The organism is Luteibacter sp. UNCMF331Sha3.1 (genome assembly GCF_900109915.1).
In the GTDB taxonomy this organism is placed as follows: Bacteria; Pseudomonadota; Gammaproteobacteria; order Xanthomonadales; family Rhodanobacteraceae; genus Luteibacter.
Genome location: NZ_FOBU01000001.1, coordinates 1057684 through 1081464 on the forward strand (window position 1 = coordinate 1057684; position 23781 = coordinate 1081464).

22 protein-coding genes and 1 tRNA gene are annotated in these 23781 nt (G+C 66.0%); 12 read left to right on the forward strand and 11 right to left on the reverse strand.

Translation table 11 applies throughout. The features are described from left to right. The first annotated feature begins 57 nt into the window (after positions 1-57). A complete protein-coding gene (locus tag BMX32_RS04625) occupies positions 58-438 on the forward strand; it encodes a hypothetical protein (protein WP_089975081.1) in 381 nt (126 codons plus the stop codon). Between the two features lie 317 nt (positions 439-755). On the opposite strand, the gene BMX32_RS18395 is transcribed toward BMX32_RS04625, so the two are convergent. Genes BMX32_RS18395 through BMX32_RS04635 form a run of 3 tightly spaced genes read right to left on the reverse strand, consistent with a single transcriptional unit; the run spans position 756 to position 2466 of the window. Next, positions 756-1196: a hypothetical protein gene (locus BMX32_RS18395; RefSeq protein WP_139206670.1), complete on the reverse strand. Its 441-nt coding sequence runs from the start codon at positions 1194-1196 to the stop codon at positions 756-758. Next, positions 1184-1816 carry an RHS repeat-associated core domain-containing protein gene (locus BMX32_RS04630; protein ID WP_089975084.1) on the reverse strand — a complete coding sequence of 211 codons (633 nt, stop codon included), beginning with the start codon at positions 1814-1816 and terminating at the stop codon, positions 1184-1186. The genes BMX32_RS18395 and BMX32_RS04630 overlap by 13 nt, the downstream gene beginning before the upstream one ends. A 17-nt stretch (positions 1817-1833) precedes the next feature. Further along, entirely contained in the window at positions 1834-2466 is a 633-nt protein-coding gene (locus tag BMX32_RS04635) for a hypothetical protein (RefSeq protein ID WP_089975089.1), read from the reverse strand. Between the two features lie 162 nt (positions 2467-2628). Between BMX32_RS04635 and BMX32_RS04640 the strand changes: the two genes are divergently transcribed. Continuing rightward, complete coding sequence (locus BMX32_RS04640) at positions 2629-3282, forward strand: peptidoglycan-binding domain-containing protein (protein ID WP_170843562.1); 654 nt, start codon at positions 2629-2631, stop codon at positions 3280-3282. Positions 3283-3300: 18 nt separating this feature from the next. On the opposite strand, the gene BMX32_RS04645 is transcribed toward BMX32_RS04640, so the two are convergent. Continuing rightward, positions 3301-3374: transfer RNA gene (locus BMX32_RS04645), tRNA-Gly, on the reverse strand. Positions 3375-3821: 447 nt separating this feature from the next. On the opposite strand from BMX32_RS04645, the gene BMX32_RS18600 reads away from it, so the two are divergent. The 4 genes from BMX32_RS18600 to BMX32_RS04665 all read left to right on the forward strand — a co-directional run bounded on the left by BMX32_RS18600 (position 3822) and on the right by BMX32_RS04665 (position 8824). Next, entirely contained in the window at positions 3822-3974 is a 153-nt protein-coding gene (locus BMX32_RS18600) for a hypothetical protein (RefSeq protein ID WP_170843523.1), read from the forward strand. A 353-nt stretch (positions 3975-4327) separates the two neighbouring features. Continuing rightward, positions 4328-5059 (forward strand): tRNA (guanosine(46)-N7)-methyltransferase TrmB, encoded by a 732-nt coding sequence (gene trmB / locus BMX32_RS04655; RefSeq protein WP_089975098.1) that lies wholly within the window; start codon positions 4328-4330, stop codon positions 5057-5059. Between the two features lie 45 nt (positions 5060-5104). Continuing rightward, complete coding sequence (poxB, locus tag BMX32_RS04660) at positions 5105-6838, forward strand: ubiquinone-dependent pyruvate dehydrogenase (protein WP_089975102.1); 1734 nt, start codon at positions 5105-5107, stop codon at positions 6836-6838. 168 nt (positions 6839-7006) lie between these two features. Next, positions 7007-8824 carry an SLC13 family permease gene (locus tag BMX32_RS04665; RefSeq protein ID WP_049808583.1) on the forward strand — a complete coding sequence of 606 codons (1818 nt, stop codon included), beginning with the start codon at positions 7007-7009 and terminating at the stop codon, positions 8822-8824. An 8-nt stretch (positions 8825-8832) separates the two neighbouring features. Here BMX32_RS04665 and BMX32_RS04670 read toward each other — a convergent pair whose 3' ends face one another. After that, positions 8833-9174 carry a Rieske (2Fe-2S) protein gene (locus BMX32_RS04670; RefSeq protein ID WP_049808584.1) on the reverse strand — a complete coding sequence of 114 codons (342 nt, stop codon included), beginning with the start codon at positions 9172-9174 and terminating at the stop codon, positions 8833-8835. A gap of 80 nt (positions 9175-9254) precedes the next feature. On the opposite strand from BMX32_RS04670, the gene BMX32_RS04675 reads away from it, so the two are divergent. From BMX32_RS04675 to yedA, 3 genes are all read left to right on the forward strand, one after another. Further along, positions 9255-9530, forward strand: a complete 276-nt coding sequence (locus tag BMX32_RS04675) for a hypothetical protein (protein ID WP_089975105.1) — start codon at positions 9255-9257, stop codon at positions 9528-9530. 68 nt (positions 9531-9598) lie between these two features. Then, positions 9599-10474, forward strand: a complete 876-nt coding sequence (locus tag BMX32_RS04680) for a methylated-DNA--[protein]-cysteine S-methyltransferase (RefSeq protein ID WP_089975111.1) — start codon at positions 9599-9601, stop codon at positions 10472-10474. 99 nt (positions 10475-10573) lie between these two features. After that, entirely contained in the window at positions 10574-11488 is a 915-nt protein-coding gene (gene yedA / locus BMX32_RS04685) for a drug/metabolite exporter YedA (protein ID WP_089975116.1), read from the forward strand. 397 nt (positions 11489-11885) lie between these two features. Here yedA and BMX32_RS04690 read toward each other — a convergent pair whose 3' ends face one another. Genes BMX32_RS04690 through BMX32_RS04705 form a run of 4 tightly spaced genes read right to left on the reverse strand, consistent with a single transcriptional unit; the run spans position 11886 to position 16361 of the window. Next, complete coding sequence (locus BMX32_RS04690; protein WP_089975119.1) at positions 11886-13208, reverse strand: ABC transporter permease; 1323 nt, start codon at positions 13206-13208, stop codon at positions 11886-11888. 13 nt (positions 13209-13221) lie between these two features. After that, on the reverse strand, positions 13222-14388 hold the full coding sequence (locus BMX32_RS04695; RefSeq protein WP_089975122.1) for an ABC transporter permease: 1167 nt from the start codon (positions 14386-14388) through the stop codon (positions 13222-13224). 16 nt (positions 14389-14404) lie between these two features. After that, positions 14405-15091 (reverse strand): ABC transporter ATP-binding protein, encoded by a 687-nt coding sequence (locus BMX32_RS04700; protein WP_029213241.1) that lies wholly within the window; start codon positions 15089-15091, stop codon positions 14405-14407. Between the two features lie 19 nt (positions 15092-15110). Beyond that, positions 15111-16361, reverse strand: a complete 1251-nt coding sequence (locus BMX32_RS04705; protein ID WP_089975125.1) for an efflux RND transporter periplasmic adaptor subunit — start codon at positions 16359-16361, stop codon at positions 15111-15113. A 117-nt stretch (positions 16362-16478) separates the two neighbouring features. On the opposite strand from BMX32_RS04705, the gene BMX32_RS04710 reads away from it, so the two are divergent. From BMX32_RS04710 to BMX32_RS04720, 3 genes are all read left to right on the forward strand, one after another. Further along, positions 16479-17165 (forward strand): fumarylacetoacetate hydrolase family protein, encoded by a 687-nt coding sequence (locus tag BMX32_RS04710; protein ID WP_089975128.1) that lies wholly within the window; start codon positions 16479-16481, stop codon positions 17163-17165. Positions 17166-17236: 71 nt separating this feature from the next. Next, the gene (gene mscL / locus BMX32_RS04715) at positions 17237-17641 is read left to right on the forward strand and encodes a large-conductance mechanosensitive channel protein MscL (protein WP_029213244.1); all 405 of its coding nucleotides are present in this window, start codon (positions 17237-17239) and stop codon (positions 17639-17641) included. A 159-nt stretch (positions 17642-17800) separates the two neighbouring features. Next, positions 17801-19243 (forward strand): M20/M25/M40 family metallo-hydrolase, encoded by a 1443-nt coding sequence (locus BMX32_RS04720; protein WP_089975131.1) that lies wholly within the window; start codon positions 17801-17803, stop codon positions 19241-19243. Positions 19244-19456: 213 nt separating this feature from the next. Here BMX32_RS04720 and BMX32_RS04725 read toward each other — a convergent pair whose 3' ends face one another. Then, positions 19457-22555 carry an efflux RND transporter permease subunit gene (locus tag BMX32_RS04725; protein ID WP_089976938.1) on the reverse strand — a complete coding sequence of 1033 codons (3099 nt, stop codon included), beginning with the start codon at positions 22553-22555 and terminating at the stop codon, positions 19457-19459. Between the two features lie 10 nt (positions 22556-22565). Then, positions 22566-23699, reverse strand: a complete 1134-nt coding sequence (locus tag BMX32_RS04730; protein ID WP_089975134.1) for an efflux RND transporter periplasmic adaptor subunit — start codon at positions 23697-23699, stop codon at positions 22566-22568. Between the last annotated feature and the right edge of the window lie 82 nt (positions 23700-23781).

Sequence of the window (23781 nt, forward strand, 5' to 3'; positions counted from 1 at the left end):
CCGAGGTCGTCCACGCGCACCCGCGCTGTCGCGCCAGAACGAATAAGGAGCCACACCATGCCCAGTATCCGTGATGCCATCCACGACCTTTTCAATCGTCCCGAGCTGACGACAGCCGACGCGGTCGATCGACATTTCGATACTGCGTTCCGGCAACGCGTCAATGGCGCGTGGATCGATCGTCAGGCATTTGCCGACGGCATCGCCGAGCTCAGATCGCGCGTGGTGCACGTACGTGTCGATGTGCTCGATGAATTCGTCGACGGCACACGGTATGCGGAGCGACACGTCATCGAGATCGCCACGCGCGACGGCGAGCTGATTCGTCAGGAGGTGTTTCTTTTCGGAGCGGCGGCGCAGGACGGGCGATTCCTGAGGATCGAAGAAGTGACGTTACGGATTCTTCCAACCAGAATCCCAAGCGACCACAGGTCTTGATCGCCTAGAGTCTTTTCCGGAGACGGAAAAAAAGTTACCTCCACGTCCACGGGCCCTTCAAACGACACGACGTAACGGGACCCGCACGGCCAAGAAAGAATGAGACCGGAAACCAAGCCGATCACGAAGCCAGAACATAGCTGATCTGCGAGCGCACTCTGGTCGAAAGCCCCCCTCCTCACAATAGCGGCTCCTGGGACAATCAGAGCCATGCCAGACACGCCTGCACAGCCTGTACCAGCGCATACATAGACGACGGCCAACCTTATCCATCGCACAGATGCCGCGAGCCACTACCGCCCGAGGACGATCATCTGTCAACTCGGCCGAACTGGCACACGCGCAGCCAGCGAGAAGATCAGGCCGGAAAGAAGACCGGTAATGAACCCTAAACCGACCTGTTCTACAAAAGCACTTGGCGAACCGGGCCAGTCGCCATTGAGCATCGCTACTGCAAGAATGAACATGAATGCGCCGATTGCCGCCGCACCAGCGCAAACATACCCAATTGCCAACTTATTCCAGCGCACTAGTGCCCTTAGCCATGGCCACGCCAAGCAGACCATTGCTGTAAACGTGATTGGCAAGCCAAAAAGATAAACGAACCCTAACGAAAGCGCCCAAGCTTGCCATGGTCGGCTATAGCCGACGGCGACATAGTAGAGAACATGACCAAGGAAAAAGGCGAGCGGAGTGATAAGGGAGGTGGCCACCATCCCCTGCCATATACGACGTCGAGCCAGATTTACGGATGACATGCCGGAGCCTGGCACCAACCAACTGCGGCGTTGCTCAGGGGAAGATCCCCTCCGAAGACCGGTACTCCCAAAGAGGACACAGAGCCACCTGCAATAGACCTGAAGATGTCATTATGGAAGTCGGCAATCGACTTACCACTTATGACCACGTGGTTAACAGCCGACGCATTTCCAGCATCCAGTTGAGCGGCTCGTGCAGCGACTAGCGCTCTGCGAATCGCCTCCATCTTTTCATTCGTGATCGCTCTCGTCGACGCGCACGTCTGCCCTGGAGGAATGTGATCCGAAATCAACATTGCAAGCCGGTAATTGGTTATCCCCGAAAGAAGACCAACATTGTTCGCCACCTTACTCCCTGCACACGCATATGTATCTCCCCCAGCACACGCCGTAGCATAGTAACTCTTACAATCACCCGCCTCTGCGTAGCCCCTCTCTTCACCCGTGTTCCAGCGACCTTGACCATTGCAGGCAAGCCCGCTAGCGTCCGTTCTCTGCAACGGCCCCGATCCTACGTACGAATAAGTACTTAGCCCGTCCTCTAGACCGATTGGATCGCTCTGGAGATAACGTCCAGCTGAAGGATCGTAGTAGCTAGCGTTGTTCGCCAATCCGGACATGCAGGCTGTGATTCCTTCTACTTTCTGCGGCGCACTAGTTTTCCGACCCGTTCAACGAAACCGCCTTCCCGCATCGGATCAGCACATCCGAATGCACGCATGTTCTGATCGCGCGCACGCTCCAGAAGATTCAGAGCATCAGGGGACCGCTGCCTCAACGACGTGAGGAGCAGCTCATAGTTCCCTTTTTGACTGGCATGGATGCGCTTGGGATCGATAGCTTCCATAACTTGCAGCGCGTCGTCCTCTTGCCTGAGCAAAATCAATGCGGCGGCATGCATTAGCCGCGCGTACTCGTTCTGAAGGCGTGGCAAGTAGTCGATGAACTGGATCAGACTCATGGGTGGGCCAATCACCAATGACTGCTGCAACGCTGGAACAGACAAAACATGGTCGACCAGCTCCTCCTCCGATAACTCGTCCTTCCCAACGAACCCACTACCTGGTGTCCGGTTGCTGTACGACAGGTGCGGCCCTGCTGGGTCGAACAGTGGAAAACGGAAGTTCGTGACGTATAGACCTCTCGGTACGTACTCGAGAAGCACGCCTTGAAGGATGTGCTCGAAGTCAGCTCGGAAAAAGTGCCCCTCGTGGCTCCTGACCCCGACCACGCGCTCCTGCATGAGTCGAGCAATCAACTTTTTCTTCATGCGCTCGGTCCTATAGCTCGCCGGGTAATTTCGCTCACAAAGTTAGCATGGGCCTGACTATCGCCGAGGCGGCCGGTCGACATTTCGATCCCACGTTCCGACATCGCGTCAACGGCAACTGGATCGATCGACAAGCACACGCAAGGTGACACTCACGGCGTATTGCATGAGAAAAACAAGGGCGCTGCCGTTGGCGCGCTCCAGACCGACCTCGCCGCCTTGGGCTTTACCGCACGGGACGGCAGCACGATTCATCCTGACCGGCACTTCGGCGCAAAGACCAAGGAAGCCGTCGAGGCGTTCCAGACCGCGCACGGGCTCAAGCCGGATGGCGCGGCAGGACCGGCAACGCAAGCCGCCATCACTGAGGCCAAGACCCATGTCCAGGCGGCACTATCCATGCCGACCCTGCTCGATGCCCGCCATTCCGCCAACGGGATGTATGAGCGGGCGCACGCATGCCTTGCCCGCATTGACGAGAGCCAGGGTCGCGCTCCTGGTGCGCACACGCAGAACGTCGCCTGCACCCTCACAACCTTCGCTTTAGCGTCGGGCATGCAGCGCATCGACCATGTGGTCCTGAGCGACGACGCAAGCAGGGCATGGGCTGTCCAGCGGCAGCTCAACTCACCCTACAAGCAGCTGGCCGAGATGAACGTGATGCAGGCCATCCAGACCCCGCTGTCACAGAGCAGTCAGGAAGCACCCATGCATGTGCAAAACAACGTCCAACAGCGGGCGCAGGCCGAGCAACAGCAGCAAACCCAACAGCGAGACCAGGCGCAACAGGCGGCCGGTCCTTCAATGGCCAGATGACGGCATCGTAAGGGAAGCTGGAGCGGGTGAAGGGAATCGAACCCTCGTCAGTAGCTTGGGAAGCTACAGCTCTACCATTGAGCTACACCCGCGTCGGGCTGGGATGGTAATACGACAGCGGCGGCGGGGGAAAGGTGGCGGCTGGCTGAACGTGTCCGGGAGGCCCAATGCCTCGTGCGGGGGCTGGGCGCATAATCGGGGCGGGAATCCCCAGGAGGGTCGTGTCATGCGTCGTTCGGTGTCGCTTTCGGTCGCGGTCGCGCTGGTGCTTGGCTCCGGTGCCGTTCTGGCGCAGTCGCGCAGTGTCTCTACCGCCGATATGCCGAAGCCGGGGGTGAGCTACATCGCCGGGCCTTCCGCGCCCGTGCGCAAGGAAACCGTCGGTACCGGATCGCTGCCTCAGCCCACGCGGCTCTATGTCGGTGGGCAGGTGTCGGTCGGGGGCGGGGGTTATCAGACGCAGGATGGGTACGGAAACTCGGTCTCCGAGAGTGGCTATGGCTACGGCTACGGTGGGGGCTACCCGCCGGGTTACGGGTATGACAACGGTGGCTATGGCCATGGCGGGTATGGCGACCACGGTGGTGGCCATGGGTATTCGGGGCATGGCGGGCATGACGACGACGGTCCGGGGCATGGGCATGGTGGCGGGCATGATCATGATGGCCGGCCTGGGCGTGGTGGGTCGTTGACGCTGGCCGCGCCGCCGGGGAATGTCCCGGGTCGTGGGACGACGGCCGGGGCTGGTGTGAACCTTGCGCCTGACCGACCGTCGCGGCCGGATCGGGGTTACCGCGATGATCGTGGGTGGAATAACGGTGGGTATGCACCGCCGATTCAGCCCGGCACCGGGGTGACGAATAGTCGTTTTCCGCAGCCGGGGACCGGGATGGGGAATGGGAATCAGCCGGGGACGGGGGTTCCTATGCGGGGTGGATGGCGGGGGAATGGGCGGTGAGGTGCAGTGGCCCGCTGCGCGGGTTCGCCAGCGGGCTGGCTCCCACCCCTTCGGTAGGCGGGCCGGGTCTCGCGGTAGAATTGGCGGATGGTAGACGACGAACTTCCGGGCGACGCCCCTTTTCACCGACGTATTCGTAGCTTCGTGCTGCGCGAAGGGCGTATGACGCCGGCGCAGCAGCGTGCGTTCGACGACCACTGGGCGCGTTTCGGGCTCGACTACACGGGCAACGGGCGCGATCTGGCTGCCACGTTCGGGCGCGACGCGCCGCGCGTGCTCGAGATCGGTTTCGGCAATGGCGAAGCGCTGGCCTGGGCGAGCGAGCACGATCTGGCGCGCGACTACGTCGGCGTCGAAGTGCACGGTCCCGGTGTCGGCCGGCTGATGAACGCGCTCGCCGCGCGCGACGCGTCGAACGTGCGCCTCTACAAGCACGACGCCGTGGAAGTGCTCGAGAACGAGATCCCGCCCGGCAGCCTTTCCGAAGTGCGCATCTGGTTTCCGGATCCGTGGCACAAGAAGCGTCACAACAAGCGTCGTCTCGTGCAGCCCGCGTTCGTCGAACTGCTGGCCTCGCGCATGGCGCCCGGTGGCCTGCTGCATCTGGCCACCGACTGGGAAGCGTATGCGGAGCACATGCGCGAGACCATGGAAGCCGCGTCGGGCTGGCGCAACCGCGTCGGGCCCGGTGCCGTCGCCGAGCGTCCCGCGTGGCGTATCGAAACGCACTTCGAGCGGCGTGGCACGCGTCTGGGCCACGGCGTGTGGGATTACCTATACGAATGGATAGGGCCCAACGACAGGTTGTTGACTGATTAGGGCGCATAACATGGGGTTCACCGTCCCAGACCGGAGCCCCATCCGATGTCCATCTCCAACCTCGCCGACCTCATTGCGGAAACCCTCGAAGAAGCGGGTGTTCGCCGCATCTATGGCCTCGTAGGCGACAGCCTCAACGCCATCACCGATTCGCTGCGCGAACGCGATGCGATCGAGTGGGTACACGTGCGGCATGAAGAGTCGGCGGCGTTCGCCGCGGGCGGCGAAGCGCAACTCACCGGCGAGCTCGCCGTCTGCGCGGGCAGCTGCGGTCCGGGCAACCTGCATCTGATCAACGGCCTGTTCGATTGCCATCGCACGCGCACGCCGGTGCTCGCGATCGCGGCGCACATCCCCAGCTCGGAAATCGGCAGCGGGTATTTCCAGGAGACGCATCCGACGGAACTCTTCCGCGAGTGCAGCGTGTATTGCGAAATGGTGTCGGACGCGTCGCAGATGCCGCGCGTGCTCGAATCCGCCATTCGTGCCGCGGTGGGGCAACGTGGCGTGGCGGTGGTGGTGATTCCCGGCGACGTCGCGATGCGCAAGTCGCCGGTGAAGAAGGTCACGCCTGTCGCGGGCCTGCTGCCGCCGGCACCCAAGGTGATCCCCGCCGAACGCGAACTCGACGCACTGGCCGCTCTGCTGAACGCGGGCAAGCGCGTGACGTTGCTCTGCGGTCGCGGCACCGCCGGCGCGCATGACGACCTCATCGCGCTTGCGGAAGCGCTGAAGTCCCCGATCGTGCATGCGCTCGGCGGCAAGGAATTCGTCGAATACGACAACCCGTTCGACGTCGGCATGACGGGCCTGATCGGTTTCAGTTCGGGCTATCACGCGATGGAGGATTGCGACACGCTGCTGATGCTCGGCACCGATTTCCCGTATCGCCAGTTCTATCCGGAAGAGGCGACGATCGCGCAGGTGGACATCCGTCCGGGCAACATCGGTCGCCGCTGTCGCGTCGATCTCGGCGTCGTCGGCGATGTGGGCGAGACGATCCGCGCGCTGCTCCCGCGCATCGAACCGAAGCGCCTGCGCGGACATCTCGATCGCTGCCTCGCCCACTACGCCCGTGCGCGCGAAGGCCTCGACGAACTCGCACGCATCGATGGCGGCCACGACCTCATCCACCCGCAGCAAGTGACGCGACTCGTCAGCGATCTCGCCGAAGAGGATGCCGTGTTCACCTGCGACGTCGGTACGCCCACCATCTGGGCGGCACGCTACCTGCGCATGAACGGCAAACGTCGGTTGCTCGGCTCGTTCGTGCATGGCTCGATGGCCAACGCGATGCCGCAGGCCATCGGTGCGCAGGCGGCGTTCCCGGACCGGCAGGTGATCTCGCTCTCCGGCGACGGCGGCTTCTCCATGCTCATGGGCGACTTCATCACGTTGGCCCAGCAGGGGCTCCCGGTGAAGGTGATCGTGCTGAACAACGGCACGCTCGGGTTCGTCGAGCTGGAGATGAAGGCCTCGGGCTACGTCGAGACCGGCGTCGAACTGAACAATCCGGATTTCGCGGCGATGGCGAACGCCATGGGCATCCATGGGCGCCGCGTTACCCGCGCCAGCGACCTGCAGTCGGCGATCGCCGAGGTGCTCTCGCACGAGGGTCCGGCGTTGCTGGATGTCGTCAGCAACCGCCTCGAGCTGGCGATGCCGCCGAAGATCACCGCCGAGCAGGCCAAGGGTTTCAGCCTGTATGCGCTGAAGGCCGTGATGAGTGGACGGGGCGACAGCATCGTGGATCTGGCGGTGAGCAACCTGAGTCGATGACGGCTCGGGTGGGAGCCAGCCCGCTGGCTCCCACCCGCTTCAGCCGCGAGCCAACCTCTGCGCGTATACTCCTGCGGCAATAACAGCAGCTGGCCGCGCCATGCCACCGCACGCTTCCATCGACCGGATCCGGACAGCCGGCAAGTGGCACTGACCCTTACTCCCGAAATGATCCTCGTGCTGGGCCTGGTGGGCTTCACCATGCTCATGCTCGTTCTGGAGTGGATCCGGGCCGACATGGTCGCGCTGCTGGTCGTGGTCACCATCGGCCTCACGGGGCTGATTCCCGGCGACCAGGTGTTCAACGGCTTCGCCGGTAACGCCGTCATCGCCATCATCGCCATCATGATCATGGGCGCCGGCCTCGACCGCGCCGGCGTGCTCAACCTCACCGCCGCCTTCGTCATGCGCATGGCCCGGGGCGTCGAGTCCCGCCTCGGCGTGGTGGTGAACAGCGTCACCAGCCTCTTCAGCGCCGTCATTCCGAGCCAGGCCCTCGCCGCGCTGATGATCCCGGTCACCAGCCGCCTCTCCGCCCGCACGGGCGTGCCGATGTCGCGGCTGCTGCTGCCCATGGCGTTCTGCATCCTGACGGCCACCAACACCACGCTGATCGCGAACTCGCCGCTGATCGTCCTCAACGACCTGATCGCCAGCGCCAACAGCAACCTGCCCCCGGGCGCGCACACGATGCCGAAATTCGGCCTCTTCAGCGTGACGCCGGTCGGTCTCGTGCTGGCGGTGGTGGGCGTGCTGTTCTTCTATTTCTTCACCCCGAAGCTGCTGCCCGAGCGCGAGGACGACCGCCTCAAGGTGACGCCCGGCCGTACGGAAAGCTACTTCGCCGACACCTACGGCATCGCTGGCGAGACCGCCGAGCTCACGGTCACGGCCGAGAGCCCGCTGGTGGGCATGAGCATCGGCGAGGTGGAACAACTCCACGGCGCCCCCCTGATCCTGGCGATCAAGAACGGCAACGAGAGCCGCGTCGCCCCGCCTTCGGATCAGATGATCTGGGTGGGCACGGTGCTCGGCGTGCTGGCGCCGCGCGACGCGATCAACGCCTTCGCCAACAACCAGCTCTGCCGCGTGTCGTGGCGCATGCGCCAGCTCGGCGAGCAGTTCAACACCACGCGCGCGGGTATTTCCGAGGCCGTGGTGCCGCCGAGTTCGCGGTTCATCAAGCAGTCCGTGGGCGACCTTCGCCTGCGCAAGCGCTTCGGCATTTCGGTGCTGGCCGTGAACCGCGGCGACGAAGTCTTCCGCGAAGACGTGCGCGCCGTGACGCTGCGGGCCGGCGACACCCTGGTGCTGCACAGCAAGTGGCGCGACCTGATGCTGGCGGAGGAAGACCGCGACATCGTGGTCGTCACCGACATTCCGAAGGAGGAACAGCGCCCCGGCAAGATCTGGCAGGCCGTGGGCTTCTTCGTGCTGGCCAAGTGCCTCGCGCTGTTCACCCACCTCGATCTGTCCGTGGCGATGATGACCGGCGCCGTGGGCATGCTGCTCACGGGCGTGCTGAACATGGACGAGGCCTACAAGGCCATCAACTGGAAGACGATCTTCGTCACCGCCTGCCTCATTCCACTGGGCTGGTCGATGGACTCCACCGGCACCGCCTCGTGGATCGCCCAGGAAGTGCTCGCCACCCTCGGCCATGCGCCGCAGTGGACGCTGCAGCTGTCGATCGCCGTGCTGACGCTGCTGTTCTCGCAGGTGATGTCGAACGTCGGCGCCACGGTGATGATGGTGCCGATCGCGATCAGCGTGGCCGTGAGTACGGGCGGCAACCCCTCGGCCTATGCGCTGATCGTGGCGGTCTCGTCGTCCAACACGTTCCTGCTGTCGTCCGGCCACCCTGCCCTGATGATGGTCGCGGGCCCCGGCGGCTACCGCGGCAAGGACTTCCTCCGGGTCGGCATCCCGCTCACCATCCTGGTGCTGGCGATCACCCTCGTCACCATCAACCTGATGTACCGCTGAGCGATTTCTCAGACGAGGTGAACGGCGCCGTCGGTCACGCCCACCGCGAGCGACCGCAGGCTTTCTCCCTTGCACGGCCCCTGCGTGCACTCACCCGAGTCGGCCGTGAAGCTCGCGCCGTGGGCGGCGCAGACGATCGTGCCGTGGCGCACCAGAAACTTGCCGGGCGCGTAGTCGAGGCGCCGGCCCGCATGAGGACACACGTTGAAGTACGCGCGCGCTTCGTCGCCGTGCCGGTAGACCAGCAACGACTCCATCTCGCCCTCCACGAGCGCACCGACTTCGACGGCGCCCCCGTCGGGAATGTCGGTCAGCAGGCAGAGGGGAGCGGTGGGAGTAGTAGTCGTCATGGCACTTGTCTGTGAGGTTCGGATGCCCCAAGGTAAAGAGGCTGATACGCATGTCATTGTGCCATACGGATTTTTAACCAATGCGCTTCGTTTTTCCGCCCATCCGCCGCTCGCGTCATCCTCTCGTCCGCGCCCTGTCGCTGGTGCTGGGCCTCGCTGCCGTGGGCGTGTTGCTCGTGTTCGGCGTCGTGGTGATCGGCGTGCTCTTCGCGGGCGGCCTCGCCTTCTTCGCCGTGCGTCAGTGGAAGATGGCGCGTGGCCGCCCCACCGTGGCCCAGCCCGCCGCGCCGAAACAGCCGGACGTGCTCGAGGGCGAGTTCGTGGTCATTTCGCAGGGTCAGCCCGTCCACCACTGAGTCCGCAAGAAGCGGATGGTGGCGGTGCGTTGCCCCGCCTACGCTGGCTTCCCATGAAGGAGGCCCCCATGAATCAGGCTCATGCCATGCGTCCCGCCGCCGACGATGCCCTCGAACGCGTCCGCGCCACCCTCGAGCGCGACGACGGCGCCAGCGACCTCGCCAGCCTCGCCGTCGTCGCGGGACTCAGCCCCACGCACCTGCAGCGGGCCTTTCGCCGTCGCTACGGCGTCAGCCCGGCCGAGTACGCGCGTGCGCGTCGCTTCGATCAGCTGCGCGAAGCGCTGCGCGAGGGCACCGCAGTCACGGACGCCGTTTACGAGGCCGGTTTCGGTTCCGGCAGCCGTGTCTACGAAGAAAGCGACCGCCACCTGGGCATGACCCCGGCGAGTTATCGGGCAGGCGGTGCCGGCGCGTCCATCCGTTTCACCACCACGACGACGCCGCTCGGCCAGCTGCTGGTCGCGACGACGGCGAAGGGTATCTGTTCCGTCACGCTGGGCGAGGACGATCGCGCTCTCGAAGAACGGCTGGCGGCTGAGTTTCCTCATGCGGAGCGCGAGCGTGTCGACGCCGGCCGCCAGGAATGGCTCGACGCGATCATCGCCCGCGTCGCCCACGACCTGGGCTGGAGCGATGCGGATGTCCCCGCCATGCCGCCGCTCGACGTCGCCGCCACGGCGTTCCAGTGGCGGGTCTGGGACGCCCTCACCCGCATCCCGCGCGGCGAAACCCTGAGCTACGGCGAGCTCGCCGCCGCCCTGGGCGTGCCGAAGGCGGCGCGCGCCATCGGCCGCGCGTGCGGCAGCAACAAGCTGGCGCTCCTGGTGCCGTGCCACCGCATCATTCGCGAGGACGGCAGTCTCGGCGGCTGGCGTTGGGGGCTGGGCATCAAGGAACAGCTGCTGGCCACCGAGCGCGCCATGAAAGCCGCTCAAGCCTGACCGTCGAACGTTTCGCTACCCTCCGGCCGTCGGCGGCGATATCTTGGCAAGCTCTGATTCGCACCGGCCCCGCGGTGCGTCCCTGCCCCGGACCACCGTATGTCTGACGCCACCGCGACGCCCATGCCGGGCCCTGTTTCCGTCGTGAACGAGCCCCGCTGGATGGTGCCGCTGGCGCTGTTCGCGCTGTACGTGATCTGGGGATCGACCTACCTCGGTATCCGCTACGCGCTGGTCAGCTACCCGCCGTTCCTCCTCGCGGCGATCCGTTTCGCGGTCGCCGGCGTGTTGCTGTTCGCCGTGCTGCGGATACGGGGTGCCGCGTTGCCCACGGCGCGCCAGTGGCGGAACGCGGCTTTCGTCGGCACGCTGCTGCTGGCCGGCGGCAATGGGCTCGTGTGCTTCGCGGAGCAGTCGGTGAGTTCCGGCATCGCGGCCGTCGCGGTGGCGAGCATGCCGCTGTTCGCCGCCGTCTTCGGCGGCATCTACCGCGAGTGGCCCACGCGTGGCGAAACGATCGGGCTCCTGCTCGGCTTCGCCGGCGTCATCGTGCTCAATCTCGGTGCCGGATTGTCCGGCGCGCCGCTTGGCGCCATCGCGCTGATCGTCGCCGCGATGTCGTGGGCGTTCGGCTCGGTGTGGTCGAAGCGCCAGGACATGCCGTCCGGCCCGATGAACACGGCCGCGCAGATGCTCTGCGCCAGCGTTTCGCTCGCGATCATCGCGCTGCTGCGTGGCGAGCGCTTTCCGCCGCATCCGGAGCCGAGCGCCACGTTCGCGCTGGCCTACCTCATCGTGTTCGGATCGATCGTCGCGTTCAGTGCGTATCTGTACGTGCTGAAGACCGTGCGGCCTGCGCTTGCCACCAGCTACGCGTATGTGAATCCGCCGGTGGCCGTGCTGTTCGGCGTGTTGCTCGCCGGCGAGCATGTGGGCGTGTATGAGCTGGCCGGCATGGCGATCATCCTCGTCGGCGTGGGCATCATCACGATGATGCGGGTGCGGAAGGCCTGAAGCCTTCGCGACCTGGTGTGTGGGAGCGCGCTTGCGCGCGATGGGTCTTGCGGCGAGCACCCATTCGCGCGCAAGCGCGCTCCCACAGTGAGGATTGCCACGGTGAGGACTCCCGCAGTGAGGACCCCAGAGTCAGGGCTCCCGATTGGACCGCCGAATGTGACGGGCTTCGCATTCCGCACGCGCCCACGCGTTTTTGAGAAAACTTCCATATCGCCGCGCCCATCGCGTCCCTAGCCTCGTCGCCTCTCTCGAAACGCGGAGCGATGGGTGCGGAAGATCGGACCGTGTTGCTTTCGATGTCCGCGATGCCGCCGGTGGTGGCTGGCGCGCGCGGCGACGCTTTTCGGCGTCGCCGTCGGTGCGCTCGCGTCGTGCCAGCGCTTCGACGAGGGCCTTACAGCTCGCGCAACGCCGTCGTCACCGGAAGACGCGCGGCGCGCAGTGCTGGAAACAGCCCTCCGATGAAGCCGATGGCCAGCGCCCACTTGATGCCGGTCCAGAGCAGGTCCGCGCTGACGTGGAAGCGGAAGACCACCTGGCTGAAGTTCGCCCCGAGCGTGGATGCAGTGTAGCCGTTGAAGATCACCCAGACGATGCCTGCGCCGATCAGTCCACCCAGCAACGCGAGCAGCATCGTCTCCAGCATGATCGACACCACCACGGGCAAGCCGCGAAAGCCGATCGCGCGCAGCGTGGCGATTTCGCGCGCACGTGCCTGAATCGCGGCGAACATGGTGTTCAGCGCGCCGAACACGGCACCGATCGCCATGATGATGCCGACGGTGATGCCCACCGCGCGCAGCACCTTCGTGAGCCCTTCCGACTGCTTGCCGAAGTATTCGCGCGTGGTGCTGACATCGACCTTGAGGCGCGGATCTGCGGCGAGTGACGCCTTGAACGTGTCGAAAGCCTTCGGCGAGTCGAGCAGCACCGTCACCGATTGCACGCTGCTGCCGCGCCGGTATGCGGAGGCCACGCTCTGCGTGTCGCCCCAGAGTTCGGATTCCAGCGCATCGCCGGAGTCGAAGATACCGACCACCGTCCATGTCTGTCCCGCGAGCCGGATGCTCTTGCCGACGTCGAGGCCTTCGAACTGCGCGCTCGCCCCCTTGCCGACGATCAGCTCGCGCAGTCCCGGCGTGAACTTGCGCCCCGCCACGATCTTCACCTGACCGCGCAGGTTCCACACGTCTTCGCTCACGCCGCGAATCGGCACGTTCGAATCGCTGTTCGGATCGCCCTTGCGCGGCAGGTTGGCGACGACCACGAGTTCGCCCGACGCGATCGGCTTGCCCTGCGCGTCCTTCTTCACGCCTGGCGCCTGGATCACGACGTTGGCACTGTCGCGGTCGAGGATGGAGTTGAGTTCCGCCTGAGAACCGCCGCGCAGCACGATCGCCGTCTGGTCGTTGCCCGTGGAGCGCAGCGTCTCCGCGAAGCCTTCGCTCATGGCGAGCATGGCCACCAGCACGCCGACGACGCCCGCGATGCCGACGACCACGACGGACGACGAACCCAGACGCTGGGTGACGGTGGCGAGGCCGACCCGGGTCACCTCCCACGTCTGTCTGCCGCGACGCGTGAACGCCATCCACAGCGCGAGCAACACGGCCGCCGCGACGATGACGGGCCATGGCAGAACGATCCACAGCGCGAGGAACACCGCCACGATCAGCAGCGTGAGCAGGCCGGAGCCGAACTTCTTGAGGAATGTCATCGGGGTGTCCTTCTCAGCGTCCGGCGAGCGCGTCGACGATGTTCAGTCGCATGGCACGAATGGCGGGTAGCAGACCGACGAGCGCGCCGATGACCAGCATCAGCACGATGCCCAGCACCCAGGTCTGCGAGCCCAGTGGCGGCAGGTTGAGCATGCCGCCACTGCCCTTCGCGACGATCGGCACGACGACGCCCGCCAGCGCCAGCCCGAGGATCCCCCCGAGCAGGAGCAGCAGCACGCCTTCGGCGAGCACCATGCAGAGCACGCTGCGGCTGGAGAAACCGATCGTCTTCAGCACCGCGAGCTCGTTCGTCCGTTCGCGCACCGCCTGCGCCATCGTGTTGCCGGTGAGCAGGATGAGCGTGAAGAACACCGCGCCCATGATCGCGGAGACGATCAGGCCGATGTCGCCGAGCTGCTTCGCGAACGAGGCGTTGAACGCCTGCTCGGTCTGCGTCTTCGTCTCGTGATCCGAGTTGGCCGATAGCGCGTCGATGGCCTTCGCCACCGCGTCGGCCCTGTCGGGCGACGTGAGTTTCACGATGTACCAGCCCACCGTGGTGCCGATGCCCTGGAAGGCGTTCGCCTCCTGGAAATACTTGTGGTGGAAGAAGAACTGCTGGTCGGTGCCGTTGGCGGCACCGGGCGCGGCCTTGTAGATGCCGACGATGTCGAACGGCCACGTCTTGTCGCCGTTGCGCTGCGGGAAGATCGTCGACTGTAGCGGGATCTTGTCGCCCACCTTCCAGCCGAACCGCTTCGCCAGCGGCTCGCCCACGACCGCGCCGGTGCGCGTGGCGTCGAATACCTTGCGCTGTTCCACCGGCAATTCGATCTCACGATAGATGTCGAGAAAGTTGTCGCTCACCGCGAAACTGAGCACGAAGTTCTTCGGATCCTGGTAGATGCCACCGAACCAGTTCGCCGAACCGACCGTGGCGACGCCCGGCACGGCCGCGATACGTGCGCCCAGGCTCGACGGCAGCGACTGGATGATGGAGTAACGCGAGGTGGTCACCAGCCGGTCGACGCCGATCACGCTGTCGCCCGACGAGAACGCCGCGCGCGTCGCGTCGAGCATGCCGAACAGCAGGAACGCGGCGAGGATCGAGATCAGGGTGAAGAACGTGCGCGCCTTCCGCCGGAACAGCGCCGCCCATATGAGGTGCAGGTATTTCATGCCGGCCCCTCCGTGATCACGCCGTGGCCTGCTCGACAAGGGTGCCCTTGTCGAGGTGCAGGGTGTGGTTGGCGTACTCGGCGGCCTTGGGATCGTGCGTCACCATCACGATCGTCTTGCCGTGCTCGCGGTTGAGTTCGCGCAGCAGGCCGAGGATGTCTTCGGCCGACTGGCGATCGAGGTCGCCCGTGGGTTCGTCGCAGACCAGCAGCGTGGGATCGGAAACGATCGCGCGGGCGATGGCGACGCGCTGCTGCTGGCCGCCGGAAAGCTCCGACGGTTTGTGCGTGGCGCGATCCGCCAGGCCGACGAGCTGCAGCGCGATCGACGCGTTCTGCTTGCGCTGCGAGCCGGACAACTTCGTCAGCAGCAGCGGCAGCTCCACGTTGCGCTGCGCGGTGAGCATCGGCATCAGGTTGTAGAACTGGAACACGAAGCCGACATGCGCCGCACGCCATTTCGCCAGCGCACCCGCGCCCAGCTGGTCGATACGGTCGCCACCCACCGTGATGCTGCCGCCCGTGGGCGTGTCCAGGCCGCCGATCAGGTTCAGCAGCGTGGTCTTGCCGGAACCGGACGGCCCCATCAGCGCGAGGAAATCGCCCTGCTCGATCTTCAGGTTCACGCCGTGCAGCACTTCCACTTTCTGCCGTCCGCGTTCGTAGATCTTGGAAAGATCCTGGATGTCGATCAGCGTGGTCATCGGTGCGTCTCCGCGAGGGTCAGGGCGTGGTCGGCTTGACGACGGCGACGGCGGCACCGTCGGCGAGGTCGGCTGGGGGTGAAACGATCACGGTGTCGCCGACGGCGACGCCGCTCGTGACGAGTCGCAGGTCGCCGCTCGGTTGCGCGGCGGCCGTGACGACGCGTCGCGCGGCCTTGCCGTCCGCGACGGCGTAGACGACGGACTGGCTGTCGCGCTGGACGACGGCCGTGGCGGGCACGAGCACGCCCTTCGCGGCACTCGCCTGCGCCGGCGCACGACGTTCGAGGAACGACACGCGCACGCCCATGTCCGGCACGATGCGCCCGTCCTTGTTCTCCAGTGCCACGCGCACCTTCACGGTGGCCTTGCCGCGATCGGCGGCGGGCACGATGGCGATGACGTGCGCGGGGATGCGCCAGTCGGGATACGCGTCGAGCACCGCCTCCGCGGGCATGTCGGGCTGCACGCGGCCGATATAGGCCTCGTTGACGTCGACGTCGATCTCCAGCGAATCCATGTCCACGATCGTGCCAACGCCGGTACGCGTGAAGCCGCCACCGGCCGAGAGCGGCGAGACGATCTCGCCCACCTGCGCGGCCTTGTCCGTGATCACGCCATCGAACGGCGCGCGCACCACGGTGTAGTCGAGATTGACCTGGCCGACACCCACCTGCGCGTCCGCGGCCTCGGCCTGGCGGCGCACGGCGTTGAGCTGGGCACGGTACGTGTTGGCCTGCGTGCGCGTCTGCTCCGCGAGCTGCCGGGAGACGAGCCCGCGACCGACCAGCGATTCCTGGCGGGTCGCGTCGCGCATCGACTGATCGAGCTGGGCCTGGGCCTGCACCACGCTGGCGTGCGCGGCCGCGGCGTTCGCGCGCGCGGAGGCGAGGCTGGCGCGCAATGCGTTGTCCTCGAGACGTGCCAGCACCTGGCCCTTGCTGACGCGATCGCCTTCTTCGATCAGCACCTCGACGAGCGCGCCCGTGATCTGGGCGGAAACCGTCGCCTGGCGGCGGGCCGTGACGTAGCCGGTCGCCTGGAGGACCGCGCCCGCATCGCCAGAAGACGTTGCCGCCACGGCGGTCGCCGTCTGCACCTCGACAGGGCGCCGTGCGAAGAACATCCAGGCACCGCCAGCGAGGGCGACTAGGACAAGCAAGGCGAGCCCTGCGATCAGCAGCGTCCGCGTCGGCCTCCCCTCGCCCGGCGCTTCCTTCTGCGACTTGTCGATCTTCAGCTGCCGCAGCAGATCGGCGTTCGAATTCATCGTCCCTCAGCCCCTTTCCCCGGATGGCACCACGATCATGCGACGCGCAAGGAACGTGCACCACTTTCCGGCATCAGTCATCTGTCGTGACAGGTGTCACCTGCTACCCTTGGCGCCATGCCTACCGTCATCCCCTCGCCGGCCCAGCCGAGCATCCCCGTCGTCGGCCGCACCGAGCGGTTCCCTGTCCGTCGCGTGTTCTGCATCGGCCGCAACTACGCCGATCATGCGAAGGAAATGGGCGCCACGGTCGACACCTCGAACCCCATGTTCTTCACCAAGCCGGCCGACGCGATCGTCACCGACGGGGCCGACGTGCCCTACCCGTCCGTCACCAACGACCTGCACCACGAGGTGGAAATGGTGGTGGCCCTCGGCGGCGGCGGCAGCGACCTCACGCCGGAGCAGGCCTCGCGCATCGTCTGGGGCTACGGCGTCGGGCTGGACCTCACCCGCCGCGACCTGCAGGCCGAGGCGAAGAAGAAAGGCTCACCCTGGGACGTCGCCAAGGCCTTCGACCATTCGGCGCCGGTCTCGGCCCTCGTCCCGGCCACCGATTTCGTGCCGGACGCCGCCACGCGCATCGAGCTCCGGATCAACGACGAGATCCGGCAATCCGCCACGCTGTCCGACATGCTGCTCGACGTGCCGGCCATCCTCAGCGCGCTCTCGAAGCTGTTCGAACTGAAGGCGGGTGATATCGTCTACACCGGCACGCCGGCCGGCGTCGCCGCGTTGCATCGCGGCGATCGCTTCGTCGCCACGCTGGGGGATACCGTCACGCTCGAGGGACGGGTGAGCTGACTTCGCGATCTGCTTACATACGGATCGTTAGGTTTGACGATCGACGTCATTGCCACGAGGAGTAAGAGCCAATGAGTTTCGTTGCGGAATTCAAGAAGTTCGCATTGCGCGGTAACGTAATCGACCTGGCGGTTGGTGTGGTGATCGGTGCCGCCTTCGGCAAGATCGTCACGTCGCTCGTCGACAACATCATCATGCCGCCCATCGGCTGGGTGATCGGCGGCATCGATTTCTCCGACTGGAAGTGGGTGCTGAGACCCGCCAGCGAGGGCGTGAAGGAAGTGGCCATCCAGTACGGCATCTTCATCAACGTGCTCATCCAGTTCACCATCATCGCGCTCGCGATCTTCATGGTGGTCAAGGCGATCAACCGTCTGACGCGCCGTGCGGAAGAGGCGCCGGCTGCGCCGCCCGCCGACGTGGCGCTGCTCGCCGAGATCCGCGATCTGCTGAAGCAGCAGAACCGCCAGATCTGATGGTCGGTGGGAGCCCGCCTGCTGGCGACGGGTGCTTGCCGCGAGCATCCATCGCCAGCAGGTTGGCTTCCACCGGACGCCCGGCTCCATGACTTCCGGCCTACCTGCCCCGCTGCCCCCGGCGCAATAATCGACGTTTCCGTCCCCGGGGGTCATTCGATGCGTCATACGTTCCGCCTGCACGCGCTGGCCGCGTGCCTTGCGTTCGCCTTCTCCGCCCACGCCGCCGACAAGGCGACGACCATTCCCGAGAAGGCCGTTGCCGCCGCGACCGCGCTGCGCGATCGCGCCATGACCGACAACACGGGTTACGACTTCGTCGCCGGCCTCACCACCGAAGTGGGTGCGCGCGTGGCGGGCAGCGAAGCCGATGCGCGCGCCGTCGCCTGGACGGTCGCGAAGTTCAAGGCGATGGGCTTCGACAAGGTCTACACCGAGAAGGTCAGCTACCCGCTGTGGCAGCGCCGCAGCGAGCATGCCGCCATCGTCTCGCCGTTCCCGCAGCCTCTGCTGCTGACCGCACTCGGTTATTCGGCCGGCACGCCCGCCGGCGGCCTCACCGCCGAAGTGATCGGTTTCGACGACCTCGAAGCATTCAAGAAGGCCGATCCGGCCTCCGTGAAGGGCAAGATCGTGTACGTCAGCACGCACATGCAGCAGCAGAAGGACGGCCACGATTACGGCAAGGGCTCCGCCACACGCGTCGGCGGCCCCGTGCTCGCCGCGAAGATGGGTGCTGCCGCGTTCCTGCTGCGCTCCGCCGGCACCGATCCGCATAGCCGCACGCCGCACACGGGCGTCACGGGTTTCTCGGATCCGAAGGACGCCATCCCCGCCGCTGCCCTGTCGCTGCCCGATGCCGACCAGCTCGAGCGCGTGCTGAAGGAAGGCAAGCCCGTGACGCTGAAACTCGACCTCGATGTCGGGTTCAACGGCACTTACGAAGGTGCCAACGTGATCGCGGAAGTCACGGGCCGCAAGCACCCCGAGCAGATCGTCGCCATCGGCGGCCACCTCGATTCGTGGGACCTGGGCACCGGCGCCATCGACGACGGCGCGGGCGTGGCCATCGCCGCCGCGGCCGCGAAGCTGATCAAGGACATGCCGCAGCGTCCGGACCGCACCATCCGCGTCATCGCGTTCGCGAACGAGGAGATGGGCCTGTGGGGCGGTCGTGCGTATGCGGAAGCGCATGCGAAGGACGTCTCGGCGTTCCAGCTCGGCACGGAGTCCGATTTCGGTGCGGGTCGCATCTGGCGCATGACGGCCAGCGTGAAGCCCGAAGCGCGTGGCGCCATCGAGCAGATCGCGAAGGTGATCGAGCCGATCGGCGTCGCGTACGAGCCGAACAAGCCGGGCGGCGGCGGCTCCGACCTCTCGCAGATGCATGCGAAGGGCATGGCCGCGCTGTCGCTCACGCAGGACGGCACCGACTACTTCGACTACCACCACAACGCCAACGACACGCTCGACAAGATCGACCCGAAGGCGCTCGCACAGGACGTCGCCGTGTACGCCGCGTTCGCCTACATGGCGGCGCAGGCCGATGGCAACTTCGGTTCGGCGCCGGGTGCGTTCGCGAAGGATGGCGCGCACGACTGATCGTTATCGCCATGTAGGGGCCTGATGGTGGGAGCCAGCCCGCTGGCGAAGGGTGCTTGCCGCGAGCACCCTTCGCCAGCGGGCTGGCTCCCACCAGAGCATTGCCGCGAGCACCCTTCGCCAGCGGCTGGCTCCCACCGGAGCATTGCCGCGAGCACCCTTGGCCAGCGGGCTGGCTCCCACCAGAGCATTGCCGCCGGCAGGCTGCCCCTGTCAGGCCGTGTGCGTTGCCAGTTTGCGCTTCGGCGCCAGCCGGTCCTGCAAGCGGTTCATGTAGAGATAGATCACCGGCGTGAGGTACAGCGTCAGGATCTGCGACACCACCAGACCGCCGACCACGGCAAGACCCAGCGGTCGCCGCGTCTCCGCACCGGCACCGATACCCAGGGCGATCGGCAACGTACCGGCGAACGCCGCCATGGTGGTCATCATGATCGGGCGGAATCGCACGCGGCAGGCTTCGAAGATGGCATCGGCCGGTGCCAGCCCCGCCTCGCGCTGACGCTCCAGCGCGAAGTCGATCATCATGATCGCGTTCTTCTTCACGATGCCGACCAGCATGATGATGCCGACGAACGCGAACAGATCGAGCGACGCGTTGAAGATCACCAGCGTCAGCAACGCGCCCACCGCCGCGGCCGGCAGGCCGGACAGGATCGTGAGCGGGTGGATGAAACTCTCGTACAGGATGCCGAGCACGAGATAGATCACGAACACGGCCAGCAACAACAGCAGGCCCATGCCCTTGACCGAATCCTGGAACGCCTGCGCCGTGCCCTGCACGCTGCCGCTCAACGTCGGGGGCAGTTTCATGTCGGCGGTCGCGCGATCGATGCTCGCCACGGCATCGCTGAGCGATACGCCCGGCGCGAGGTTGAACGACACCGTGACCGCAGGCAGCTGGCCCTGATGGTTCACCGTCAGCACCTGCGGCTTGCGCACGAAGCTGGCGACGGTGTTGAGCGGTACGAGCTTTCCACTGTCGGACGTGACGTAGAGCTTCGACAGCACGGCCGGGTCGTCCTGCATCTGTCGTTCGACCTGCAGGATGACCCAGTACTGCGTCGCCGCACCGTAGATGGTCGAGATCTGGTTTTCGCCGAAGGCCGTGCCGAGCGCGGTCTGCACCTGATCCATCGTGAGCCCGAGCGGCGCGAGCTTGTCGCGATTGACCGTCACGACCATCGACGGGCTGTTGAGATCGAGATCGGTGGTGACGTCCTGGAAACCGGGCAGCTTCTGGAAGGCGGTGACGAGCTTGCCGGACCAGTCGTACAACGCGTGCAGGTCGGTCGACTGCACGGTGTACTGGTACTGCGCCTTCGACTGGCGACCGCCCACCTGGATCGCCGGCGGGTTCTGGATGTAGGTGCGGATACCCGGCACCTCGGCGAACTTCCTGCGAAGGTCCTGGATGATGTCGTCGGGCGTCGCGCCGTCGCGTTCCGAGCGTTCCTTGAGCCGCAGCAGCAGCGAACCGGAATTCACGGTGGAACGCGCGCCACCCGCGCCGACGCTCGACATCACCGCCTCGATACTCGGGTCCTTGACGGCGATATCCGCGAGCGACTGTTGCCGGGCGGACATCGCGGCGAACGAAATGTCGGTCGGACCTTCGGTTGTGACGCGCAACTGACCGCTGTCGCCGGCCGGGATGAAGTCCTTCGGCGTGATCGCGAACAGCACGCCCGTGGCGGCGAGGCTGAGCGCGAAGCCGAGCAGCACCGTGCGCGGATGGCGCATGCACCACGCGAGGGTGCGGGTATAGCCGTCGGTCACCGCCGCGAACCCGCGATCGAACCACACGACGACGACACTGCGCTTCTCGTGATCGTGCGCCTTGACGAAGCGGCTGCACAGCATGGGCGTGAGCGTGATCGACACGAAACCCGAGATCAGGATCGACACGCTGATGACCACGGCGAATTCGTGGAACAGTCGTCCGACGATGCCGCCCATGAACATCACCGGGATGAACACCGCCACCAGCGACAGGGTCATCGAGAAGATGGTGAAGCCGATTTCGTTGGCGCCCTTCACGGCGGCATCGAACGGGGCCTCGCCCATCTCGATGTGTCGCATGATGTTCTCGAGCATCACGATCGCGTCGTCGACGACGAAGCCCACCGCCAGCGTCAGCGCCAGCAGCGAGAGGTTGTCGAGGCTGTAACCGAGCGCGAACATGGCGCCGAAGGTACCGAGCACCGAAATCGGCAAGGCCACCGCGGGAATCAGGGTCGCCGACGCGTTGCCGAGGAACAGGTAGATCACCAGCACCACGAGGATGCCGGCCAGCACGAGGGTGAACTGCACGTCGTGCACGGAATCGCGGATCGACACCGAGCGGTCGTACATCACGTTGAGCTTCACCGACGGCGGCAGCGTCTCCCTGAACGCCGGCAGCAGCGCGAAGATCTTGTCGACCGTCTCCACGGTGTTGGCGCCGGGCTGGCGCTGGATCGCGAGCGTGATCGAGCGATTGCCGTTGAACCAGCTGGCCTTCTGGTCGTCCTGCACGCTGTCGCGCGGCACGGCGATGTCGGCGAGGCGCACCGGGGCCCCGTTGCGGTAGGCGACGACCACCTGGCGGTAATCGGCCGCGCGCATCAGCTGGCCGTCCGAACGGATCGACAGCAGCTGGCGTTTGCCGTTGAGCGATCCCGTGGCCTTGTTGACGTTGGCGGCCGCGATGGCCTCGCGCATCTGGTCGATGCCGATGCCCGTCGCCGCGAGGCGATCCGGATCGACGGCGATGCGTACGGCGTACTTCTGCGACCCGTAGACGTTCACCTGCGCGACACCGTCCACCATCGACAGCCGCTGCGCGAGTTCGGTCTCGGCGTAGTCGTCGACCGTGGACAGCGGCAACGTCGACGACTGCATGGTGAGGAACAGGATCGGCGCGTCCGCCGGGTTCACCTTGCGATACGTGGGCGGTGTCGGCATGTCCTGCGGCAGCTGGCGCTGCGCGGCCGAGATGGCGGCCTGCACGTCCTGCGCGGCGCCGTCGATGCTGCGGTCGAGCGCGAACGTGACGGTGATCGTCGTCGAGCCCAGCGAGCTGGACGACGTCATCGAGTCGATACCGGCCACGGTCGACAGCTGCGCTTCGAGGGGAGTCGCCACCGACGAAGCCATCGTCTCGGGCGACGCGCCGGGAAGACTCGCGCTGATGTTGATCGTGGGAAAGTCGACGTTCGGCAGCTCGTTGACCGGCAGCCTCGGGTAGGCGGCGATGCCGAAGATCACCAGCGCCGCCATCAGCAGCGTGGTCATCACCGGTCGGCGGATGCAGAGTTCCGGGAGGTTCACGCGGGCGCCCTCAGCCGTTGTCGATGCGCACGCGGGCGCCATCGACCAGCAGCATCTGCCCTTCCGTGACCACGCGCTCGCCGGCTTGCAGGCCCTTGTCGACGACTACCCGATCGGCGGTGGTGGCGCCCGTGGTGATCGTGCGCTGCTCCACCGACTGATCCGGCTTGACCACGAAGACGAACGTGCCCGCGGTCGAACTCTGCAAGGCCACGACGGGGATACTCACCGCGTCGGCGAGGCGCGTCGTCGGCAGCGTCACTTCCGCGAACTGCCCGGGCGTGAGGCGCCCGTCGGCATTCGCGAAGCGGCCCTTGAGCACGATGGTGCCGGTGGTGGCGTCGACGGCGTTGTCGATGAATTCGAGTTCGCCCTGCAGCGGCGCGCCATCGTCGCCGGGAATCTTCGCGTGCACGGGCAGCGCGCCGCGCCGCACGCTGTTGCGCACGGCGGAGAGGCTGTCTTCGGGGATGGAAAACGCCACGCGGATCGGGTCGACTTCGTTCAGGACGACGATGTCGGTGGTGTCGGCGGAGAGCGTGGCGCCGGGGTACGCGAGCGGTGCGCCGGTCACGCCATCGAAGGGCGCGACGATCGTGGTGAATTCCAGCTGCGTCTGCGCGGCGCGCGCGGCGGCGCGGTCGCTTTCGAGCGCGGCGCGCGCCACGCCGAGGTTGGCCTTGTAGAGATCGTAGTCGGCGCGGCTGACGAAGCCCTTGCCCAGCATGTTCTGGTATCGCTCGAGGTCCGCCTCGGCCTTCACGAGCTGCGCCTGGTCGCGCGCCACGTTGCCCTGGGCTTCGTCGTACGCCGCCTTGAGCGGTCGCTGGTCGACGCGGGCGAGCAGATCGCCCTTCTTCACGTGCGCGCCGGGCGTGAAGGCCAGGCTTTCGAGCTGGCCGTTCACGCGGGATCGCACGTTCACGGTCGAATAGGCCTCCGCGCGGCCGATCACCTTCAGCGAAAGATCGATGTCGCCGCGGGTCGCCACCGCGGTACTGACGGGAACCCCCGCGGCGGCCTTGCCGGCCGGCCTGTCCGCGCCCTTCGCGCCCGGATCGTGCCGCCATACGCCGACGCCGATGGCGACGATCGCCACGAGGCCGGCGATGACGATGAGTTTCTTCCCTGGGGATCGTTGCATGTGGTCTCCGGCCGGATCCGCCTTCGATCCGGTCGCCGCGCTGGGGATGCGCGGACTGGGTGGCTGGTTCGGGTAAGCGTAA

Coding starts and splice junctions, on each gene's coding strand:
- BMX32_RS18600 (WP_170843523.1), top strand. CDS start 3,822: ATGACAACGGTGGCTATGGCCATGGCGGGTATGGCGACCACGGTGGTG.
- BMX32_RS04630 (WP_089975084.1), bottom strand. CDS start 1,816: ATGTCCGGATTGGCGAACAACGCTAGCTACTACGATCCTTCAGCTGGA.
- BMX32_RS04665 (WP_049808583.1), top strand. CDS start 7,007: ATGATCCTCGTGCTGGGCCTGGTGGGCTTCACCATGCTCATGCTCGTT.
- BMX32_RS04710 (WP_089975128.1), top strand. CDS start 16,479: ATGCCTACCGTCATCCCCTCGCCGGCCCAGCCGAGCATCCCCGTCGTC.
- trmB (WP_089975098.1), top strand. CDS start 4,328: ATGGTAGACGACGAACTTCCGGGCGACGCCCCTTTTCACCGACGTATT.
- BMX32_RS04705 (WP_089975125.1), bottom strand. CDS start 16,361: ATGAATTCGAACGCCGATCTGCTGCGGCAGCTGAAGATCGACAAGTCG.
- yedA (WP_089975116.1), top strand. CDS start 10,574: ATGTCTGACGCCACCGCGACGCCCATGCCGGGCCCTGTTTCCGTCGTG.
- BMX32_RS04730 (WP_089975134.1), bottom strand. CDS start 23,699: ATGCAACGATCCCCAGGGAAGAAACTCATCGTCATCGCCGGCCTCGTG.
- BMX32_RS04720 (WP_089975131.1), top strand. CDS start 17,801: ATGCGTCATACGTTCCGCCTGCACGCGCTGGCCGCGTGCCTTGCGTTC.
- BMX32_RS18395 (WP_139206670.1), bottom strand. CDS start 1,196: ATGTCATCCGTAAATCTGGCTCGACGTCGTATATGGCAGGGGATGGTG.
- BMX32_RS04635 (WP_089975089.1), bottom strand. CDS start 2,466: ATGAAGAAAAAGTTGATTGCTCGACTCATGCAGGAGCGCGTGGTCGGG.
- BMX32_RS04625 (WP_089975081.1), top strand. CDS start 58: ATGCCCAGTATCCGTGATGCCATCCACGACCTTTTCAATCGTCCCGAG.
- BMX32_RS04675 (WP_089975105.1), top strand. CDS start 9,255: ATGCGCTTCGTTTTTCCGCCCATCCGCCGCTCGCGTCATCCTCTCGTC.
- BMX32_RS04695 (WP_089975122.1), bottom strand. CDS start 14,388: ATGAAATACCTGCACCTCATATGGGCGGCGCTGTTCCGGCGGAAGGCG.
- poxB (WP_089975102.1), top strand. CDS start 5,105: ATGTCCATCTCCAACCTCGCCGACCTCATTGCGGAAACCCTCGAAGAA.
- BMX32_RS04690 (WP_089975119.1), bottom strand. CDS start 13,208: ATGACATTCCTCAAGAAGTTCGGCTCCGGCCTGCTCACGCTGCTGATC.
- BMX32_RS04670 (WP_049808584.1), bottom strand. CDS start 9,174: ATGACGACTACTACTCCCACCGCTCCCCTCTGCCTGCTGACCGACATT.
- mscL (WP_029213244.1), top strand. CDS start 17,237: ATGAGTTTCGTTGCGGAATTCAAGAAGTTCGCATTGCGCGGTAACGTA.
- BMX32_RS04700 (WP_029213241.1), bottom strand. CDS start 15,091: ATGACCACGCTGATCGACATCCAGGATCTTTCCAAGATCTACGAACGC.
- BMX32_RS04680 (WP_089975111.1), top strand. CDS start 9,599: ATGAATCAGGCTCATGCCATGCGTCCCGCCGCCGACGATGCCCTCGAA.